At 69.7% G+C, this 20,183-nt stretch carries 19 protein-coding genes; 4 read left to right on the top strand and 15 right to left on the bottom strand.

The features are described 5' to 3' along the window. Nucleotides 1–3: 3 nt before the first annotated feature. The 6 genes from CSC71_RS01565 to CSC71_RS01590 all read right to left on the bottom strand — a co-directional run bounded on the left by CSC71_RS01565 (nt 4) and on the right by CSC71_RS01590 (nt 5,658). Nucleotides 4–522, bottom strand: coding sequence for a gluconokinase (locus tag CSC71_RS01565; RefSeq protein ID WP_162372584.1), 519 nt, complete (start codon nt 520–522; stop codon nt 4–6). A gap of 3 nt (nt 523–525) precedes the next feature. Next, nucleotides 526–1,224 carry an acireductone synthase gene (gene mtnC / locus CSC71_RS01570; RefSeq protein ID WP_162372585.1) on the bottom strand — a complete coding sequence of 233 codons (699 nt, stop codon included), beginning with the start codon at nt 1,222–1,224 and terminating at the stop codon, nt 526–528. Between the two features lie 7 nt (nt 1,225–1,231). Next, on the bottom strand, nt 1,232–1,798 hold the full coding sequence (locus CSC71_RS01575) for a 1,2-dihydroxy-3-keto-5-methylthiopentene dioxygenase (RefSeq protein ID WP_162372586.1): 567 nt from the start codon (nt 1,796–1,798) through the stop codon (nt 1,232–1,234). 98 nt (nt 1,799–1,896) lie between these two features. Continuing rightward, nucleotides 1,897–2,538 (bottom strand): methylthioribulose 1-phosphate dehydratase, encoded by a 642-nt coding sequence (locus CSC71_RS01580; protein WP_162372587.1) that lies wholly within the window; start codon nt 2,536–2,538, stop codon nt 1,897–1,899. A 36-nt stretch (nt 2,539–2,574) separates the two neighbouring features. Continuing rightward, nucleotides 2,575–3,999: an amino acid permease gene (locus CSC71_RS01585; protein WP_162372588.1), complete on the bottom strand. Its 1,425-nt coding sequence runs from the start codon at nt 3,997–3,999 to the stop codon at nt 2,575–2,577. A gap of 78 nt (nt 4,000–4,077) precedes the next feature. After that, complete coding sequence (locus tag CSC71_RS01590) at nt 4,078–5,658, bottom strand: amino acid permease (protein ID WP_162372589.1); 1,581 nt, start codon at nt 5,656–5,658, stop codon at nt 4,078–4,080. A gap of 148 nt (nt 5,659–5,806) precedes the next feature. Between CSC71_RS01590 and CSC71_RS01595 the strand changes: the two genes are divergently transcribed. Continuing rightward, a complete protein-coding gene (locus CSC71_RS01595; protein WP_162372590.1) occupies nt 5,807–6,370 on the top strand; it encodes an NUDIX hydrolase in 564 nt (187 codons plus the stop codon). 27 nt (nt 6,371–6,397) lie between these two features. On the opposite strand, the gene serA is transcribed toward CSC71_RS01595, so the two are convergent. Then, a complete protein-coding gene (serA, locus tag CSC71_RS01600; protein ID WP_425501905.1) occupies nt 6,398–7,675 on the bottom strand; it encodes a phosphoglycerate dehydrogenase in 1,278 nt (425 codons plus the stop codon). Between the two features lie 127 nt (nt 7,676–7,802). Here serA and CSC71_RS01605 point away from each other — a divergent pair, with 127 nt between their 5' ends. Continuing rightward, nucleotides 7,803–9,188: an FAD-binding oxidoreductase gene (locus tag CSC71_RS01605; protein ID WP_162372592.1), complete on the top strand. Its 1,386-nt coding sequence runs from the start codon at nt 7,803–7,805 to the stop codon at nt 9,186–9,188. A 36-nt stretch (nt 9,189–9,224) separates the two neighbouring features. Here CSC71_RS01605 and yeiP read toward each other — a convergent pair whose 3' ends face one another. The 8 genes from yeiP to CSC71_RS01645 all read right to left on the bottom strand — a co-directional run bounded on the left by yeiP (nt 9,225) and on the right by CSC71_RS01645 (nt 17,955). Beyond that, nucleotides 9,225–9,794 carry an elongation factor P-like protein YeiP gene (gene yeiP / locus CSC71_RS01610; RefSeq protein ID WP_162372593.1) on the bottom strand — a complete coding sequence of 190 codons (570 nt, stop codon included), beginning with the start codon at nt 9,792–9,794 and terminating at the stop codon, nt 9,225–9,227. A 103-nt stretch (nt 9,795–9,897) separates the two neighbouring features. After that, nucleotides 9,898–10,668 carry an SDR family NAD(P)-dependent oxidoreductase gene (locus CSC71_RS01615; protein ID WP_162372594.1) on the bottom strand — a complete coding sequence of 257 codons (771 nt, stop codon included), beginning with the start codon at nt 10,666–10,668 and terminating at the stop codon, nt 9,898–9,900. Between the two features lie 85 nt (nt 10,669–10,753). Then, nucleotides 10,754–11,266, bottom strand: a complete 513-nt coding sequence (locus tag CSC71_RS01620; RefSeq protein WP_162372595.1) for a GNAT family N-acetyltransferase — start codon at nt 11,264–11,266, stop codon at nt 10,754–10,756. Then, a complete protein-coding gene (locus CSC71_RS01625; protein WP_162372596.1) occupies nt 11,259–13,862 on the bottom strand; it encodes a sensor domain-containing protein in 2,604 nt (867 codons plus the stop codon). The genes CSC71_RS01620 and CSC71_RS01625 overlap by 8 nt, the downstream gene beginning before the upstream one ends. Then, the gene (locus tag CSC71_RS01630) at nt 13,859–14,764 is read right to left on the bottom strand and encodes a hydroxymethylglutaryl-CoA lyase (RefSeq protein WP_246191919.1); all 906 of its coding nucleotides are present in this window, start codon (nt 14,762–14,764) and stop codon (nt 13,859–13,861) included. The genes CSC71_RS01625 and CSC71_RS01630 overlap by 4 nt, the downstream gene beginning before the upstream one ends. Nucleotide 14,765: 1 nt before the next feature. Then, nucleotides 14,766–16,760 carry an acetyl/propionyl/methylcrotonyl-CoA carboxylase subunit alpha gene (locus CSC71_RS01635; RefSeq protein WP_162372598.1) on the bottom strand — a complete coding sequence of 665 codons (1,995 nt, stop codon included), beginning with the start codon at nt 16,758–16,760 and terminating at the stop codon, nt 14,766–14,768. A 3-nt stretch (nt 16,761–16,763) separates the two neighbouring features. After that, on the bottom strand, nt 16,764–17,159 hold the full coding sequence (locus CSC71_RS01640) for a VOC family protein (protein ID WP_162372599.1): 396 nt from the start codon (nt 17,157–17,159) through the stop codon (nt 16,764–16,766). A 4-nt stretch (nt 17,160–17,163) separates the two neighbouring features. Then, nucleotides 17,164–17,955, bottom strand: coding sequence for an enoyl-CoA hydratase-related protein (locus tag CSC71_RS01645; protein WP_162372600.1), 792 nt, complete (start codon nt 17,953–17,955; stop codon nt 17,164–17,166). Between the two features lie 121 nt (nt 17,956–18,076). Between CSC71_RS01645 and CSC71_RS01650 the strand changes: the two genes are divergently transcribed. Both CSC71_RS01650 and feoB read left to right on the top strand, forming a co-directional pair. Further along, nucleotides 18,077–18,322 (top strand): FeoA family protein, encoded by a 246-nt coding sequence (locus tag CSC71_RS01650; protein WP_211367814.1) that lies wholly within the window; start codon nt 18,077–18,079, stop codon nt 18,320–18,322. Then, nucleotides 18,319–20,181, top strand: a complete 1,863-nt coding sequence (feoB, locus tag CSC71_RS01655) for a ferrous iron transport protein B (protein ID WP_162372601.1) — start codon at nt 18,319–18,321, stop codon at nt 20,179–20,181. Before CSC71_RS01650 ends, feoB begins: the two co-directional genes overlap by 4 nt. The last annotated feature ends 2 nt before the right edge of the window (nt 20,182–20,183 follow it).

Here is a 20,183-nt window from a genome sequence, read left to right on the forward strand (position 1 = left end):
GGCTCAGGCGTCGGCGTCGATCCGCAGCCTGCGGATGATTTCGGCCGCCTGCGCGGCGGGGGCGGCGGCGAGACCGATTTCGAATCCTTGTTCGTCCGGGCCCAGGCTTTCGAGCGCATCGAACTGCGATCCGAGCAGGCCGGGCGGCATGTAATGGCCCTGGCGGCTGCGCAGGCGGCCGGCGATCGCTTCGCGCTCGCCGGCCAGGTGCACGAATACGACGCGGTCGCGCCGCAACAGGTCGCGGTACGCGCGCTTCAGTGCCGAGCAGGTCACGATGCCGGGTTCGCCGCGTCCGATGCGCTGGTCGATCCATGCGGCGATCGCATGCAGCCACGGCCAGCGGTCCTCGTCGGTGAGCGGGATGCCCGCGGACATCTTCGCCACGTTCGCGGCCGGGTGCAGGTCGTCGCCCTCCTGCAGCGGCCAGCCCAGTTGCGCGGCAAGCGCCGCGGCGACGGTCGACTTGCCCGACCCCGCAACCCCCATCAGGACCAGCACGGGCGCGGCGAGGCGGGGCATGCGTCAGGCGCCCGGCGCGATCTCGGCGAAGCTTTCCGCGCGCGCGTGCCCGTGCGTGGCATCGCCCTGGCGCGGCTGCGGGTAATCCTGGCGGCGGTCCAGCAATACGGTCCGCAGCCCGGCCGCGCGCGCGGCGTCGAGTTCCTCGACCACGTCGGACAGGAACACGATCTCCGAAGCGGGAACGCCGATGGCCTCGGCGATGCGCCGGTAGCTGGCCGCTTCGCGCTTGCCGCCGATCTCGGTGTCGAACCAGCCGGAAACCAGCGGGGTCAGGTCGCCGGCGTCGCTGTGGCCGAAGAACAGCTTCTGCGCCGGCACCGAGCCGGACGAGTACACGTACAGCGGATGGCCGGCCGCGTGCCACGCGCGCAGCGCGGGTGCGGCGTCCGGGTAGATGTGCGCGGTGAAGTCGGCGTCGCGGTAGCCGGCTTCCCAGACCATGCCCTGCAGCGCCTTCAGCGCGGTGTGCTTGCGGTCCTGGTCGATCCAGCCCTGCAGGGTTTCGACGATCATCTCGTCCTGGCACATGCCGCCGTTCTCGACGGCGACCGCGTCCAGCCACTTGCGCACTTCCGGCTCGTCGCCGTGCGCGGCGACGAAGCCGGGCAGTGCGCGGCGCGCGTACGGGAACAGCACGTCCTTGACGAAGGAAATCGACGAGGTCGTTCCCTCGATGTCGGTGAGGATCGCGAGCGGCATGGACGGATCAGGCCGCCAGCGGTTGCGACGGATGCTCGTAGCGCGGGAACTTCTGCGCGATGTCGCTGCCGGTGAAATAGCCGACCCAGCCGTCGGGCTGCTGGAAGAAGCGGATCGCGACGAAGCGCGGCTCCGGGCCCATGTCGAACCAGTGCGTGGTGCCGTCCGGCACCGCGATCAGGTCGTCCTTCACGCATTCGACCTCGTAGACCTTGCCGCCCACGTGCAGGGTGAACAGGCCGGAGCCGTCGACGAAGAAGCGCACTTCGTCTTCCTTGTGGTAGTGCTCCTCGAGGAACTTCGCCCGCGCGGCTTCCTTGTTCGGGTTGTCCGGGGCGATGCTGACCACGTCGACGGTGGTGAAGCCGTTCTCGGCGGAGATGCGCTCGATGTCGGCCTTGTAGGCTTCGAGCACTTCCTCCGGCGCGGCGCCGGCGGCGATGGGCTTGCCGGCCTTCCAGCGCTCGAAGCGCACGCCGATCTTCTGCAATTCCTCGGCGATGAAGTCCGGGTCGTAGCTGGCGAATTCGGGCGTGGTCGGGTCGTTTTCGGCAAAGATGCGCAAACGGCTCATGGCGGCAACTCCGCGTGGGGGAACAATGGGCGCTAGGTTAACAAACCCGGGCCGGGCGGGGGTTCGCCGCGGTGGAATGCAGCGGTTCGCCGCGGCCGTCAGCCGCGGCAGCCCAGCTTGCGCAGTTCCAGTTCGCAATGGAGCAGGAACTCGAAAGCCTCGAGGTGTCGGCGCGCCTCGGCCATGTCGCGGCCCCAGGCGTACAGGCCGTGGCCGTCGATCAGGTAGCCCCACAACGGCTGCCGGTCGAGCAGGGCGTCGACCTGCGCGGCCAGCACGGTCATGTCCTGGGTGTTGGCGAACACCGGCACGTCGATCGCGGCCTCGTGGGTGGTGTTGCCGTGGAACGCCTTCAGCAGTTCGTAGCCTTCCAGGCGGATGTGCCCGGCGCCGGCATACAGGCGCGAGGCGATGGTCTGCACCGGCGAATGCGTGTGCAGCACGCAGCCGATTCCGGGGAAGCGCCGGTACAGCTGGGTGTGCAGCAGGGTTTCGGCCGAGGGGCGCAGGTCGGTGGCGACCGGCTGGCCGTCGAAGTCGACGACCATGATGTCGGCTGCGGCCAGCCGGCCCTTGTCGCGGCCGGAGACGGTGATCGCCGCATGGCGGTCGTCGAGGCGCGCGGAGAAATTGCTGCTGGTCGCCGGCGTCCAGCCGGCCCGGGCCAGCTCGTGCACGTTGGCGACGATCTCGTCGGCCTTCTCGCGCAGGCGCGCGGCGTCGTAGGGCAGGGCGGTCATGCCGCGGATTCTATCGCAGCCGCCTCCGCGGCGGTGTCAGCCGCGGCGCAGCCTGCTGTGGCGATAGCCGTACAGGAAGTAGATCAGGAAACCGAAGGCGGTCCACACCGTCATCAGGAACCAGTTGTGCGCGGTCATCGTCGATAGCAGGGTCATGCAGCTGAGGATGCCGGCGGTGCAGACCAGCCACGCGGCCGGGATCCGGAACGGCCGCGGCAGGTCGGGCTGGGTGCGCCGCAGGATCAGCACGCCGGCGCAGACCGCGGCGAAGGCGATCAGCGTGCCCATCGAGGTCAGCTCGCCCAGCACGTCCAGCGGGAACAGCGCCGCCAGCACGGCGATGCCGATGCCGGTGATGACGGTGTTGATGTGCGGCGTGCGGTATTCGGGGTGGATCCTGGTGAACACCGGCGGCAACAGGCCGTCCTTCGCCATGATCATGAAGATGCGCGGCTGGCCGATGATCATCACCAGCACCACCGAGGACAGGCCGATCAGCGCGCCGACCTCGACGATCACGCGCAGCCAGCCCAGTTGCGGGTGCGCGGCCACCGCGGTCACCACCGGCTCGTCGGTACCCAGCTGGGAGTACGGCACCAGCCCGGTCATCACTGCGGCCATCGCGATGTACAGCACGGTGCAGATCGCCAGCGACAGCAGCATGCCGATCGGCAGGTCGCGTTGCGGCTTGTGCGATTCCTGCGCGGCCACGGAAACCGCCTCGAAGCCGATGTAGGCGAAGAACACCAGCGCCGCGCCGCGCAGCACGCCTTCGAAGCCGTACTTGCCAGGGCCTTCGTTGGCCGGGATGAACGGCTGCCAGTTGGCGGGGTCCACGTACTTCCAGCCGGCGAAGATCACCAGCAGGATCAGCCCGGTCTTCAGCACCACCATCGCCATGTTCATCGCCGACGACTTGCGGATGCCGACGTAGCACAGCCAGGTCAGCAGCAGGACGATGCCGGCCGCCGGCAGGTTGGCGATGGCGCCGGTCGGCTGCAGCTTGGCATCCAGCGGGGCGCTGACCAGCGCAGCGGGCAGGTGGATGCCGAAGTGGTCGAGCAGGCTGAGGAAATAGCCGGTCCAGCTGACCGCCACTGCCGACGCCGACACGCCGTATTCCAGCACCAGCATCCAGCCGATGAACCATGCGGCCAATTCGCCCAGCGTGGCGTAAGTGTAGGTGTAGGCGCTGCCGGACACCGGCACCATCGCGGCGAACTCGGCGTAGGCCAGTGCGCAGAAGGTGCAGCAGATCGCCGCCAGCACGAACGACAGCATGATCGCCGGGCCGGCGTGTTCGGCCGCGGCCTGTCCGGTGATGACGAAGATGCCGCCGCCGATCACCGCGCCGATGCCCAGCGCGGTCAGGCCCCATGGGCCGAGCGCGCGTTGCAGGCTCAGGCCCTGGGCGTCGGCGTGGCTGGCATGGGGGTGCTTGGTGGCGAACAGCTGTTTCATGCGCGGATCCGGTGGCTGGATGAGGAGGCGGCAAACGTGGAAGGCCGGCTTGGTGGCCGGCCTTCGCGTCATTGGCGGTTACGGACCGGGATCGGGGCCTTCGTGGAACTTCGGCGCCGATTCCAGGTGGACGTCGCCTTGCGGGGGATGGCGCCCCGGCGCGAGGTCGCTGCGGCGATAGCCGTACAGCGCGTAGAACACCAGGCCGATCGCGGCCCAGACGACGAAGACGACCTTGGCCACGACGCTCAGGTTGACGAACAGCAGCAGGCAGCCCAGCACCGCCAGCGGGCACACGACCCAGATCATCGGCACCCGGAACGGGCGCGGGCGATCCGGTTGCTGCTTGCGCAGGATCATCACGCCCATCGAGACCATCGCGAACGCCAGCAGCGTGCCGGCGTTCGAGGTGTCCGCCAGCTTGCCGACCGGGAACAGCGCGGCGCAGATCGCGACCACGATGCCGGTGATGAAGGTCACCACGTGCGGCGTATGGAAGCGGGGGTGGATCTTCGACAGCATCTCCGGCAGCAGGCCATCGCGCGACATCGTGAAGAAGATGCGGGTCTGGCCGAACATCATCATCAGGATCACCGAGGGCAGGGCCACGATCGCGGCCACGCCGATCCAGTTGCCGATCTGGACATGGCCCAGCACGCGCAGCACGTGCGCCAGCGGTTCGTTGCTGCAGACCAGCGCCTGGGCATTGCCCGCCAGCGCGCAGGCGGCGGCCATCTCCGGGGTGCCCGGGTCGATCGGCAGGCCGTTGGCGGCCATCAGCGGCTGCGCGCCGATCGAACCGGCGGCGCCGTAGCCGACTAGCAGGTAGAAGATCGTGCAGATCGTCAGCGAGCCGATCAGGGCGATGGGGATGTTGCGGTTGGGGTTCTTGGTCTCTTCGGCGGCGGTGGAGACCGCGTCGAAGCCGACGTAGGCGAAGAAGATCGATGCCGCCGCGCCGAGCACGCCGATGCCGCCCAGCGGGGTGCCCCAGCCGCCGGGAAGGAACGGCTGCAGGTTGCCGGACTTCGCGACCGGCACCGAAAGCGCGATGAACACCGTCAGCGCAACGATCTTGATCGCGACAAGCACGGCGTTGACCTTGGCGCTTTTCGACGTCCCGATGACCAGCAGCCAGGTCACCACGACGCCGATCAGGAAGGCCAGCAGGTTGAAGCCGCCGCCGGAAAACGCGCCCGTCTGCAGCGACTTGGGCAGCGCGAGCGTGCCCGGCTCGACGAGGCCGAAGAATGTCGTATGCGCGAGCAGGCCGTTCATGTAACCGGACCAGCCGACGCACACGGCGGTCGCGCCGATGGCGTATTCGAGCACCAGCGCCCAGCCGACGACCCAGGCGACCAGTTCGCCCATCACGCCGTAGGTGTAGGTGTAGGCCGAGCCCGAGACCGGCACCATCGACGACAGTTCGGAATAGGCGAACGCGGCCAGGCCGCAGACCACGGCCGCGATCACGAACGCGACCATCATCGCCGGGCCGGCTTTCTGCGCGGCCTCGGCGGTCAGCACGAAGATGCCGGTACCGATCACGGCGCCGACGCCCAGCAGCGTGAGCTGGATCGGGCCGAGCTGGCGCACGAGCGCCTTCTTCTCGGCCGTCTGGAGGATCAGGTCGAGCGGCTTGACACGCTTAAAAAGCATTGAGATGTCCCCTTCAAGGCAGGCGGACCGCGGCCATCTGGCTGCGCGGACAAGGGCCGCACATTACCCTGTCATACTTTGATCGTACAAGCGCCGGGGCGTCCGGCGCGGCGGTAATGTGAGCCTGAACAGGCAAGGCGGCACGGAAATGGACCAGGAAAACGCACCGCGGCCGAATCGCCTGGCGGAGCAACTGGCAGCCTATCGGCGGCGCTGGCCGGACGAGTTGGCCACGGTCGCATTGTTCCGGGAACTGCTGGACGACCCCGACCGGCCGTTCGAGCGCGCACGGCTGGCCGGGCATTTCACCGGTTCGGCCTGGCTGGTCAGCGCCGACCGCCGCCGCGTGCTGCTGACCCACCACCGCAAGCTGGGGATCTGGGTGCAACTGGGCGGACACGCCGACGGCGACCCGGACCTGGGTCGGGTGGCGCTGAAGGAAGCCGAGGAAGAGTCCGGGCTGGCCGGGCTTTCGGTCGACGGCGGGGCGCTGTTCGACCTCGACCGGCACTGGATCCCGGAACGCGGCGACGTGCCCGGCCACTGGCATTACGACGCGCGCTACGTGGTGCGGGCCGGCGCCAGCGAGGATTTCGTCGTCAGCGAGGAATCGCATGCGCTGGCGTGGCGCGACATCGGCGAGCTGGCCGAAGCGGCGGACACCGACCCGTCGCTGCGGCGGATGGCGCGGAAGTGGCTGGGGCAGTTGTAGGAGCGGGCAGGGCCCGCTCCCGCAAGGTCAATACAGCACGCGCGTGCGCAACGTGCCGTCGATGGCCGCCAGCGCATCGCGCAACTGGCTGGTCTGCGCCTCGGTCGCGGTGACGTCGATCACCACGTAGCCGACCTTCGGGTCGGTGCGCAGGTACTGGCCGTCGATGTTGATGCCCTGTTCGCGGAACGCGTCGTTGACCCGCGACAGCACGCCCGGTACGTTGCGGTGGATGTGCAGGATGCGGCGGCTGCCTTCGTGGCCGGGCAGGGTGACCTCGGGGAAGTTGACCGCCGACAGGGTGCTGCCGTTGTCACTGTAGCGCACCAGCTTGGCCGCGACCTCGACGCCGATGTTGTCCTGCGCCTCCAGCGTGCTGCCGCCGACGTGCGGGGTCAGGATCACGTTGCCGAAGCCGCGCAGCGGCGACTCGAACGATTCGGCGTTGCCCTTCGGCTCGACCGGGAACACGTCGATCGCCGCGCCGCCCAGGTGCCCCGACCGCAGCGCCGCGGCCAGCGCGTCGATGTCGACCACGCTGCCGCGCGAGGCGTTGATCAGGTGCGCGCCGCGCTTCATCGCCGCGATCTCGGCGGTGCCGAACATGTTCTTCGTCGCCGGCGTCTCCGGCACGTGCAGGGTCACCACGTCGCTGCGCTCGAGCAGCTCGCGCAGGCCGGCGGCCGGGCGCGCATTGCCCAGCGACAGCTTGGTCTCGATGTCGTGGAAGACCACGTTCATGCCGATGCCCTCGGCCAGCACGCCGACCTGGGTGCCGATGTGGCCGTAGCCGATGATGCCCAGGGTCTTGCCGCGCGCCTCGTGGCTGCCCGCGGCGCTCTTCGACCAGCCGCCGACGTGGCATTGCGCGTTCTTCTGCGGGATGCCGCGCAACAGCATGATCGCCTCGGCGATGACCAGCTCGGCGACGCTGCGGGTGTTCGAATACGGCGCGTTGAACACCGGGATGCCGGCCAGTTCCGCCGCGTCCAGGTCGACCTGGTTGGTGCCGATGCAGAAGCAGCCCACCGCGATCGCGCGCCGCGCCTGCGCCAGCACGTCGGCGGTCAGCTGCGTGCGCGAGCGGATGCCGACGATGTGCGCGTCGGCGATGCGCTTCTTCAGTTCGTCTTCCGGCAGCGACTTGTCGTGGAATTCGATCTGCGTGTAGCCGGCGGCCTTGAAGGTTTCGACTGCGGTCTGGCTGACGCCTTCCAGCAACAGGACGCGGATGTCTTCCTTCGGGAACGAGGTCTTCTTCGACATGGGCTGCCGGAACGGGGAGTGGGGGTGGGAGCCGCACATTTTACCGGGTGGAAGCGACTTCCGGCCTTTGGTTGCGGATGAAACGCTGTCTTCCGTCGTCGTCGCCGGGCCAGCGCCGCGGCACGGACTGTTATCCTTTGCGGCCCCTCTTCGAAGTCATCCCGCGATGTCCGATCCGCGCCTCGAATCCCTGCGCCAGGCCGTTCCCGAGCTGCGCCTGAAGACCGAGCCGGGCGACCTGGAACACTACGGCCGCGACTGGACCCGGCGCTGGACGCCGGCGCCGCTGGCGATCGCCCTGCCGGGCAGCGTGGAGGAAGTGCAGGAAATAATGCGCTGGGCCAACGCGAACGGCGTGGCCATCGTGCCGTCGGGCGGGCGCACCGGCCTGTCCGGCGGCGCGGTCGCGGCCAACGGCGAACTGGTGCTGAGCCTGGAGCGGATGAACCGCGTGCTCGGCTTCGACCCGGTCGACCGCACCCTGACCGTGCAGGCCGGCATGCCGCTGGAAGCCGTGCAGAACGCGGCGAAGGAGCGCGGCCTGGCCTATCCGGTCGATTTCGCATCGCGCGGTTCGTGCTCGATCGGCGGCAACATCGCGACCAATGCCGGCGGCATCCGCGTGATCCGCTACGGCAACACCCGCGAATGGATCGCCGGATTGAGCGTGGTCACCGGCACCGGCGAACTGCTGGAGCTCAACCGCGCGCTGGTCAAGAACTCCAGCGGCTACGACCTGCGCCAGCTGATGATCGGTTCGGAAGGCACGCTGGGCATCGTGGTCGAGGCCACGCTGCGGCTGGCCGATCCGCCGCCGCCGACCAACGTGATGCTGCTGGCGTTGCCGTCGTTCGAGGTGCTGATGCAGGTGTTCGCCGCGTTCCGCGAGCGGTTGCAGCTGGAAGCCTTCGAGTTCTTCACCGACCGCGCGCTGGAGCACGTGCTGGCGCACGGCGCGCAGCAGCCGTTCGAACAGGTCTATCCGTACTACGTGGTCGCCGAATTCGCCATCGGCGACGAGGCGAGGGAGGCCGCGGCGATGGCCGCGTTCGAGCACGGCATGGAGCAGGGCTGGATCGTCGACGGCGTCATCAGCCAGAGCGACGCGCAGGCGCAGCAGTTGTGGCGGCTGCGCGAGGGCATCACCGAGTCGGTGGCGCGCTACAAGCCGTACAAGAACGACGTGTCGGTGCGCATCTCGCGGATGCCGGCGTTCCTGCGCGAAACGCAGAAGCTGATCGGCGATTCGTACCCGGATTTCGACGTGGTCTGGTTCGGCCACATCGGCGACGGCAACCTGCACATCAACGTGCTGAAGCCCGACGCATGGGGCGATGCCGACTTCATCGCCGCCTGCGAGAAGGTCACCAGGCTGCTGGCCGACGAGCTGCAGCGCCACGAGGGCAGCATTTCCGCCGAGCACGGCATCGGCCTGGTGAAGAAGCCCTACCTGCTGGGCACGCGCAGCGCCGAAGAAGTGGCGCTGTTCCGCGGCATCAAGAAGGTGCTGGACCCGAACGGGCTGTTGAATCCGGGCAAGCTGTTCGACTGAACCCCTCTCCCGCAGCGGGAGAGGGGGCGATGCGAGTCACTCGGTGGCGCGCCCGCCGAACTCGCCGGTCGCGGTGTTGACCAGCACCTTTTCGCCGTTGCCGATGTATTCGGGAACCATGATCTCGATGCCGGTGCTCAGCTTAGCCGGCTTCGGCCGCTTGGTCGCTGTGCCGCCCTTCAGTTCCGGCGGGGTCTCGACCACTTCCAGGGTCACGTATTGCGGCAACTGGATCGCCACCGGCTGCTCGTCGATGACCTGCACGTAGATGCCGGCCAGGCCGTCGGTGATGTAGCCGGCGTCGTCGCCGATCGCGTCGGCGTCGAGCGTGTACGGGGTGTAGTCCTCGTCGTCGAGGAACACGAAGGCGTCGCCGTCCTTGTACGAGAAGCTGGCCTGGCGACGCAGCAGCTCGACCTCGGTCAGGCTGTCGTCGGCGTCGAAGCTGACGTCGAGCTTGTTGCCGCCGGGCACGGAGTACATGACGAAGCGGAAGCGCACGTTGCCGCCGCGGCCCTGCGGCGAGCTGCGCTCGATGTCGCGGATCTGGTAGGCGCCGCCGTTGTATTCGACGACGTTGCCTTTCTTGACTTCGAAAGCTTTCATGGGATGAGTGAGAAGTGGGTGGAGGGGAGTGAGGAGAGAGCGGTAAGAGCCGGAGTGACGCTTTTGCCCACTCCCCGTTTCTCTCCGCTCGCTCCTCCTGCTTTTACTTCGGCGCCAGGCGCACGGCGCCGTCCAGCCGGATCGTTTCGCCGTTGAGGTAGCGGTTGCGCAGGATGAAGCCGACGGTTTCGGCGAACTCCTCCGGCTTGCCGAGGCGCGACGGGAACGGGATCGACGCCGACAGCGACTGCTGCACGGCTTCCGGCATGCCATCGACCATCGGCGTCCAGAAGATGCCGGGCGCGATGGTCATCACGCGGATGCCGAAGCGCGACAGCTCGCGCGCCATCGGCAGGGTCATGCCGACCACGCCGCCCTTCGACGCCGAATACGCGGCCTGGCCGATCTGGCCTTCGTACGCGGCCACCGACGCGGTGTTGACGATCACCCCGCGCTCGCCGTCCTCGCCGGCGGCGTTGTGCTGGATCAGTTCGGCCGCGGCCTTGGCCACGTTGAAGCTGCCGACCAGGTTGACCAGCACGGTGGTGCGGAAGGTGGCCAGCGGCATCGCGCCTTCCTTGCCGAGCACGCGGCCGGCGCCGAGGATGCCGGCGCAGTTGACCGCGGCGTTGAGGCCGCCGAGGAATTCCTTCGCCGCGGCGACGTTGCCGGCGACCGCGGCCTCATCGGTCACGTCGGTCCTGAAGTACTTCGCGTTCGCGGCGCCGAGCCCGGCCACGGCCGCCGCGCCTTTCTCGTCGTTGACGTCGAACAGGGCGACCTTGCCGCCGTTGGCGACGATGTACTGCGCCACGGCCAGGCCCAGGCCGGAAACGCCGCCGGTGACCACGGCGCGGGTATCGGAAAGCTGCATGCGGGAGTCCGGTTTGCGGAAAGCCGGCATTTTACCGGATGCAAACGGCGCGGGATGCGGCGCAGGGCGCGCCGTGCCCCCTGCGTCACAGGTCGAGCAGGTAGAAGGTATTGCAGCCGCCGTGCCCGGTCGCGCCCAGCGGGGCGTCGATGCGGCGGAAGCCGCTGCGTTCGTACAGGCGCATCGCCGCGTCCATGCCGGTCAGGGTCTCGATGTAGCAGCGGCGGAAACCGAAGCCGCGCGCGGCGTCGAGGCACTTCGCCATCAGCGCGGCGCCGGCGCCGAGGCCGCGCGCCTGCGGCAGGAAATACATCTTGCGCAGTTCGCAGGTATCGCCGTCGCCGCCGGAAAGCGGCGCCACGCCGCCGCCGCCGAGCACTTCGCGGTCCCCGCTTCCATCGGCATGCTCGACGACGAAATAGGCCGAGCGCGGCTCCGCGTACGCGCGGCTCATCCAGTCCACTTCCGGGTCGTTGATCGCGAAACCCGCGCCGCAGGCGCCGAATTCCGGCATCACCGTGCGGATGATGCGTGCGATGGCGTCGTCGTCGCGGGGTTCGATGGGGCGCAGGGCGAATCGCGTTCCGGTATCAGTCATGGGCGATGGGTTCGGGCAAGGTCGCGCGCAGCCGCTGCGCGAATTCGTCGGGCGGCAGGCCCGGCGCGAACAGGAAGCCTTGTCCCACCGGCACGCCGAGCTGCAGCAGGAACTGGCGCTGCGCCTCCGATTCCACGCCTTCGGCGACCAGGCCGAGGCCGAGGCTGCGCGCGATCGCCGACACGGCCTGGCATACCGCCACGTCGGAACGGTTGTTCGGCACGCCCTCGGTGAACAGCTGGCTCAGCTTGAGGCCGTGGATCGGCAACCGGCGCAGGTAGTTCAGCGCGCTGTAGCCTTCGCCGAAGTCGTCGATGGTGAGCATCACGCCCAGCGCGCGCAGCTCGGCGAAGGTCTTCAGCGTGGCCGGCGCGTCCTCGATCAGCACGCGCTCGGTGAATTCCAGCTCCAGCGCCGAGCCGGGCAGGTCGAATTCCTCGAGCACCGCGCGCACGCTGTCGGACAGGTCGTCGCCGAGGAACTGGCGGTACGACACGTTGACCGCCACGCGGACGATGCCCAGCCCCTGGTCGCGCCACTCGCGCACCTGCCGGCAGGCTTCGCGCAGCACCCAGCTGCCGATGCGGACGATGTCGCCGGTGGTTTCGGCGTGGCTGATGAACAGGTCCGGGCGCAACTCGCCCAGTTGGTGGCTCTGCCAGCGGATCAGCGCCTCGGCGGCGATCACGTTGCCCAGGCGCAGGTCGACCTGCGGCTGGTAGACCAGGTGGAATTCGTGGTTGTCGACCGCGCGGCGCAGCTGGGTCTCGATCTGCAGCCTGTCCTGCTGGCGGCGCGCCAGTTCCGGGGTGAAGGCGTGCCAGGCGTTGCGCGTGCGGTGCTTGCTTTCGTACATCGCCACGTCGGCGTTCTGGATCAGCTGCTGCGGGCGCAGGCCGTCGCGCGGCGCGCGCGCGATGCCGATGCTGGCGGTGATGGTGAATTCGTCCTTGCCGAAGCGGAACGCGTCGGAGAAGGCGTCGAGGATCGCGTCGGCCAGGCGCTCGGGCTGCTCCGGGTTGCCGGCGATGTCGCAGACCACCAGGAATTCGTCGCCGCCGAAGCGCGCCACGCGGCCTTCGCTGCCGACCGCGTCGACGATGCGGCGCGCGGCGATGGTCAGCATCTGGTCGCCGGCGTTGTGGCCCAGCACGTCGTTGACGGTCTTGAAGCGGTCCAGGTCGACGTACAGCACCGCGACCCGCGCCAGCGCCGGGTCGCTGAGCCGCGAGCTGAGCTCGTTGAGCACGGCGTCGCGGTTCATCAGCCCGGTCAGCGGATCGGTCAGCGCCTGGATGCGCAGGGTTTCCTCGGCCTGCTTGTCCAGCGAGATGTCCTGCAGGGTGCCGGTGACGCGCGAAGCCGACGGCTCGGCGAGGTCGGCCTCGCCGAGCACGCGGATCCAGAACGGGTGGCCGTCGCTGCGGCTGCCGCGCAGCTCCATGTCGAAGCCGCCGCCGGCGTGCAGGGCCTCGTCGATCGCGGTGCGCAGGTGGCGGCGGTCGGATTGGCGCAGGCAGGCGAGCATGCCGTCCAGCATCTGCGGCGTCTGCGCCGGGCCGAGGATGCGCACGGCCTCGTCGGTCAGGTACAACTGGTCGCGGCCGGAATCCCATTCCCAGCCGCCGATGTGCGCCAGCGCCTGGGCGCGGTCGAACAGCGCGCTGTCGCGCTTGAGCGCGGTGACGTCGCTGAAGATCGAGGTCACCTGGGTCGGGTGGTTGCTGCCCGGCGCGAACTGCGGCACCGAGGTCATCGTCAGCCATACCAGCTGCTTGCGCCGGCGGTGGTACATGCCCAGCAGCACGCCTTCGACGACCTGGCCGCTGCGCAGCGCGCGGTTCGGCGGCAGTTCCGCTTCCGGCAGGTCGCGCCCGTCCTCGTCGAAGTAGCGCCAGTGTTCCGGGCGCAGCTGTTCGGTCAGGTGCTGGCCTTCGCCGATGCCGAAGGTCAGCGTCGCCGCGCGATTGGAATAGACCACGTCGAGGTCCGGGTTCTGCACCACGATGCCCTTGTCGATGACCTCCATCAGCTCGCGGTAGCGCAGTTCGGCCTCGTGGCGGCCGCTCAGGTCGCGCGCCACCGCGACGATGGCCTTGCGGCCGTCGTAGCTGAGGTTGGCCGAATGCACCTCCACCGGGAAGCGGGTGCCGTCGGCGCGCATGTTGGTCACTTCGACCACGTAGGTCTCGCCGCGGTCGAGGGTTTCCCAGACCGGGACCAGGTGGTCCTGCGGCAGGTCCGGGTTCAGCACGTTGATGTTCTTGCCGACGATGTCCTCGCGCGGGCGCTTGTAGGCCTGCATGCCGGCCTTGTTGAGGTCGAGCACGGTGCCGTCCTCGGCGATGATGCTGACCGGGTCCGGCACCGCGTCGAACAGCGCGTGGTAGCGCTGGCGCGCGGCCTCGGCCTCGGCCAGGGACTCGCGCAGGGCGTCGTGCGCGCGCTGCAGCAGCGCGCGCGCGCCGGCGTCGGTGGCGGGATCGGCGATGGCCTGCGCCAGCGCGGCGAGGGTCGCGGCATTCTCGTCGGGCAGCGCTTCGCCGCCGCCGGCCGCGGTGTCGGGCAGGTCGCGGACGCCGCCGAGTGCGGTCATGAGGCCGCCTGCGCCTGCGCGACCTTGCTGCCGCTGGCGCGGCCGAGCAGCGCGGCCAGCCAGCGCCCGGTTTCGCCGAGCCTGTCCAGGTCGACGCCGGTACGCATGCCCATGCCGTGCAGCATGTAGACCACGTCCTCGCTGGCGACGTTGCCGCTGGCGCCCTTCGCGTACGGGCAGCCGCCGGTGCCGGAGACCGCGGCGTCGACCACGCGCACGCCTTGCTCGAGGCAGGCGAGGATGTTGGCCAGCGCCTGCCCGTAGGTGTCGTGGAAGTGCACGGCCAGGGCCGGCATCGGGACTTCGCTGGCGACGGCCTTGAGCATCGCGCTCGCCTTGTAGGGGGTGCCGACGCCGATGGTATCGCCCAGCGAAACCTCGTAACAGCCCAGTTCGTGCAGGCGCCTGGCCACCCGCACCACGTCCGCGACCGGCACTTCGCCCTGGTAGGGGCAGCCGAGCACGGTGGAAACGTAGCCGCGCACCTTCACCCCGTCGGCCCGCGCGCGCTGCAGCACCGGGCGGAAGCGCTCGATCGATTCGTCGATGCCGGCGTTGGTGTTCTTGCGGTTGAACGCCTCGGACGCGGCGGTGAACACCGCGACCTCTTCCGCGCCGACCGCGCGCGCGCGCTCGTAGCCCCGTTCGTTCGGCACCAGCACCGGGTAGGCGACGCCGGGCCTGCGTTCGATCGCGGCGAAGACTTCCGCCGCGTCGGCGAGCTGCGGGATCCATTTCGGGCTGACGAAGCTGGTCGCCTCGATGCTGCGCAGGCCGGTTCGCGACAGCCGGTCGATCAGCTCGACCTTGGCCGCGGTCGGCACGATGGCCTTTTCGTTCTGCAGGCCGTCGCGCGGGCCGACTTCGACGATGCGCACGAAGCTGGCGTCCGTCGCGGCCACGTCAGGGCTCCAGCACCGCCAGCACGGCATCGGCCTCGACGAAATCGCCGACCGCGGCGCGCAGTTCGGCCACGGTGCCGTCGCGCGGGGATTTGATCGCCAGTTCCATCTTCATCGCCTCGATGATCAGCAGGTCCTGTCCGGCCATCACGTCGTCGCCCGGCCTGGCCTTCACCACCGCCACGCGCCCGGGCATCGGCGCGGCGATGCGCGCATCGCCTGCGGCGCCTTCGGCGTCGGCATGGCGGTACGCGGCCACCGGCTCAAGGCGCAGCCGCCCGTCGCCGTCGTGGACATCGATCCAGTCCGCGCCGCGCAGCACCCGGACGCGGTATCCCCCATCGTCGATACGCAGGCCGAGCGCGCCATCGGCCAGACGGGCGCCGTCGACGCGGTAGCCGCGGCCGGCGTATTCGATCCGGTAGTCGCCGGCGTGGCCGCGCGCGGCCAGTTCCAGCTCGCTGCCGGCGGGCAGGAAGGCCAGGCGCCGCCAGGCCGGTTCGCCCGGGCGCCAGCCGTCGGCGATGGCCCACGGCGAGGCCGGGTCGCCCGATGCCCGTGCCCGCTCGCGCGCCTGCGCTTCCTGGGCCAGCAGCTGCGCGGTGGCGGCCGCCAGCAGCAGGCGGGTGGCGATGCGGCCGTCCGGCAGGAATTCGGCGAGGTGGCGGTCGAGGTAGCCGGTGTCGATGCGGCCCTCGACCACGGCCGGATGCCGCGCCAGCCGCTCGAGGAAGCCGATGTTGGTCTTCGGCCCGGCGATGGCGCAGCCGGCCAGCGCGTCGCGCAGCCGCGCCAGCGCGCGCGGACGGTCTTCGTCGTGGACGATCAGCTTGGCGATCATCGGGTCGTAGAAGATCGTCACCGTGTCGCCTTCGACCACGCCGGAATCGATGCGGACGTTTTCCGAGGGCGGGGGCAGGTCGAGGGCCTCGAGCTTGCCGGAGGCCGGCAGGAAGCCGGCATCCGGGTCTTCCGCGTACAGGCGGACCTCGATGGCGTGGCCGCGCTGCGCGATCTGTTCCTGCCGCAGCGGCAGCGGTTCTCCGGCGGCGACGCGCAACTGCCATTCGACCAGGTCCAGGCCGGTGGTCAGTTCGGTCACCGGGTGCTCGACCTGCAATCGCGTGTTGATTTCCATGAAATAGAAATCGCCGGCGGCGTCGACGATGAATTCGACCGTGCCGGCATTGACGTAGTCCAGCGCGCGCGCCGCCAGCACCGCGGCTTCGCCCATCGCCGCGCGCTGTTCCCGCGCCAGCAGCGGCGACGGCGATTCCTCCAGCACCTTCTGGTAGCGGCGCTGCGCCGAGCATTCGCGCTCGTTGAGGTGGACGACGTTGCCGTGCGCGTCGCCGAACACCTGGATCTCGACGTGGCGCGGCGATTCGACGTAGCGCTCCAGCAGCACGCGGTCGCGGCCGAAGGCGTTGGCCGCCTCGCGCTTGCAGCTTTCCAGCTGCGAAGCGAAGTCGTCGAGGCCGCGCACGATGCGCATGCCCTTGCCGCCGCCGCCGTGCGCGGCCTTGAGCATCAGCGGGAAGCCGATCTTCGCCGCCTCGCGGGCCAGCGTGGCCAGCGCCTGGTCCTCGCCGGTGTAGCCGGGCGCGACCGGCACGCCGGCCGCGGCCATCAGCTCCTTGGCGCCGGCCTTGCTGCCCATCTTGCGCATCGATGCCGCCTTCGGGCCGATGAACGCCAGCCCGGCGGCTTCGACCGCATCGGCGAAGTCGGCGTTCTCGCTGAGGAAGCCGTAGCCGGGGTGGATCGCCTGCGCGCCGCTTTTCTTCGCGGCTTCGATGATCGCGTCGCCGCGCAGGTAGCTCTCGGCCGGCGTCGGCCCGCCGAGCGGGTGCGCTTCGTCGGCCAGGCGCACGTGTTGCGCGTCGGCGTCGGCGCTGGAATACACCGCGACGGTGCGGATGCCGAGCCGGCGGCAGGTGCGGATGACGCGGCAGGCGATTTCGCCGCGGTTGGCGATCAGGATCTTGTCGAACATGGATCAGGCGGGCGCGTGGCAGACGGCTTCGATGTTGTGCCCGTCGGGATCGAGCACGAAGGCGCCGTAGTAGTCAGGGTGGTAGTGCGGACGCAGGCCCGGCGCGCCGTTGTCGCGGCCGCCGGCGGCGATGGCGGCCCGGTAGAAGGCGTCCACGTCGGCGCGGCTGCCGGCGGCGAAGGCGACATGGCTATGCAGGCCGGACGGCGGCGCGCCGTCGTCGCCGAACCAGAAATAGGGCTTGCCGTCGTGGCCGAAGCCGGCGGCGCTGCCGTTTCCCCCGGTCATATCCGGCGTGACTTCCATCACCAGGCCGATGCCCAGCGGCGCCAGCGCCTGCTTGTAGAAGGCCACGCTGCGGGCGTAGTCGGAAACCGGGATGCCGATATGGTCGAGCATGGCGTCACTCCTTCGTGGTCCAGTCGGGTTTGCGCTTGCCGAGGAAGGCGGACAGGCCTTCCTGTCCTTCCGGCGAAACGCGCAGTCGCGCGATCAGCGCGGCGTTGGCGGCGTCGAGCGCATCGCGGTCGTGCTGCATGGCGGCGACGTCGCGCACCAGTTGCTTCGCCGATGCCGCGGCCAGCGGCCCGGCCTTCAGCAGCAGGTCGACCTGGCGTCGCACCGCCGCGTCGAGTTCGCCGGCCGGCACCACCTGGTGCAGCAGGCCGATGCGCAGCGCCTCGGCCGCGTCGAAGATCTCCGCGGTGGCGAACCAGCGCCGCGCCTGGCGCGCGCCGATCGCGGCGATCACGTAGGGCGAGATCACCGCCGGCAACAGGCCCAGCTTGCTCTCGGTGAGGCCGAACTTCGCTTCGGGCACGCCGATCGCGATGTCGCAACAGGCGACGAGGCCGACGCCACCGCCGAAGGCGGCGCCGTGCACGCGGGCGATGGTCGGCTTCGGCAGCTCGTCCAGCGTGCGCATCAGGCCGGAGAGGGCGAGCGCGTCGTCGCGGTTCTCGGCCTCGCTGGCGGCGGCCATGCCGCGCATCCAGTTCAGGTCCGCACCGGCCGAGAACGAGGCGCCGCCGCCTTCCAGCACCACCACGCGGACGGCGGGATCGGCGCCGGCGGCGGCGAGGGCGCTGGCGAGGCCGGCGATCAGTGCGGCGTCGAAGGCGTTGTGCAGTTCCGGGCGTTCCAGCCGCAGGCGCAGCACGGGGCCATGGGTCTGGACGGACAGCGCTGCCGGCATGCAAGGCTCCCGGGTCGGGCCGGATCGTTAAACAGGCCGGCATCATAGCGGCTCGTCCATGGGACGACTGGTGCGCTGCGGCGATGCTAGAATGAGAACAATTACCATTCAGGCGCATCGCGTGACATTGGCCGAACTGCCCCGCCGGGTTCCCGGCATCGTCGCTTCCGTCGAGGACCGGGGTCCGAACGACAACATTGCACGACGCTTGCGCGAGCTGGGTTTCGTGGCCGGGGAACCGGTCGAGGTGGTGGCAATGGGTCCGATGGGCGGCGAACCGATCCTGGTGCAGGTGGGCTTCACCCGCTTCGCGCTGCGCCGTGCCGAAGCGGCGCGGGTACGCCTGCTCGACGGGGTGGGCGCGTGAACGCCGAAACCGCCGTGCCGCTGCGCCTCGCCCTGGTCGGCAACCCGAACTGCGGCAAGACCGCGCTGTTCAACCAGCTGACCGGCAGCCGGCAGAAGGTCGCCAACTACGCCGGCGTCACCGTCGAGCGCAAGGAGGGCCGCCTGTACGGCCCGTCCGGCCGCAGCTACGCGGTGCTCGACCTGCCGGGCGCCTACAGCCTCAACGCCGCCAGCATCGACGAGGCGGTGGCGCGCGACGTGATCCGCGGCTTCTATCCCGGCGAGGCGGCGCCCGACGTGCTGGTCTGCGTGCTGGACGCGACCAACCTGCGCCTGCACCTGCGCTTCGCGCTGGAACTGCGCGAACTGGGGAAACCGCTCATCGTCGCGGTCAACATGATCGACGCGGCGCGCCGGCGCGGCATCGCCATCGATCCCGCCGAACTGGAAAGGCAGCTCGGCGTGCCGGTGGTCGAAACCGTCGCGGTGCAGCGCCATGGCGCGAAGGCGCTGGTGGAGCGCATCGAGCAATTGGCGGCCAATCCGCAGTCGCCGACGAAGCATCTCGCCGAAGGCGCCGACCTCCACGCCGAAACCCGCCGCCTGCTCGCGGCGACGGTGGCGATGCCGTCGCGCACCGCGAAGGTCGACGACGCGCTGGACCGCTGGCTGCTGCATCCGCTGTTCGGCCTGCTGGCGCTGGCGGTGGTGATGTTCCTGATCTTCCAGGCGGTGTACGCCTGGGCGACGCCGCTGATGGACCTGATCGACGCCGGCACCGCGTGGCTGGGCGAGACCGTCGGCGCGGCGCTGCCGGCAGGGCCGCTCAACAGCCTGCTGGTCGACGGCATCATCGCCGGCGTCGGCGGCGTGATCGTGTTCCTGCCGCAGATCCTGATCCTGTTCGCCTTCATCCTGGCGCTGGAGGAAAGCGGCTACCTGCCGCGCGCGGCGTTCCTGCTCGACCGCATGATGGCCAGCGCCGGCCTGTCCGGGCGCTCGTTCATCCCGTTGCTGTCCAGTTTCGCCTGCGCGATCCCGGGGATCATGGCCACGCGTTCGATCCAGGATCCGCGCGACCGCCTCGCCACGATCCTGGTCGCGCCGCTGATGACCTGTTCGGCGCGGCTGCCGGTCTACGCATTGCTGATCGGTGCGTTCATCCCGCAGGAGACCGTGTGGGGCGTGTTCAACCGGCAGGGGCTGGTGCTGTTCGGCCTGTACGCCGCGGGCATCGCCAGCGCGCTGCTGGTGTCGTGGGTGATGAAGAAGTGGCGCCGCGACAAGGGCGAGCACGCGTTGCTGCTGGAACTGCCGTCGTACCGCGTGCCGCATGCGCGCGACCTGCTGATCGGCCTGTGGGAACGCGCGATGATCTTCCTCAAGCGCGTCGGCGGCATCATCCTGGCGCTGACCATCCTGCTGTGGTTCCTGCTGTCGTTCCCCGGCGCGCCGGCGGATGCGGCCGGTCCGGCGATCGACTACAGCTTCGCCGGCCGCATCGGCCACGCGATGACCGCGGTATTCGCGCCGCTGGGCTTCAACTGGCAGATCTGCATCGCCCTGATCCCCGGCCTGGCCGCGCGCGAGGTCGCGGTGTCGTCGCTTGCCACCGTCTACGCATTGTCGGCCACCGACGACGCGGCGGCCGCGCAGGCGCTGTCGCCGCTGATCAGCGACGGCTGGTCGCTGGCGACCGCGCTGTCGCTGCTGGTCTGGTACATCTACGCGCCGATGTGCATCTCGACGCTGGCGACGATCAAGCGCGAGACCAATTCGTGGAAGAAGATGGCCGGCGCGATGGGCTACCTGTTCGCGCTGGCCTACGCGGCCTCGTTCATGACCTACCAGGTCGCCGTGCTGCTCGGGGCGGGGTAGGC

It is taken from the genome of Pseudoxanthomonas sangjuensis (assembly GCF_010211755.1).
GTDB lineage: Bacteria > Pseudomonadota > Gammaproteobacteria > Xanthomonadales > Xanthomonadaceae > Pseudoxanthomonas_A > Pseudoxanthomonas_A sangjuensis.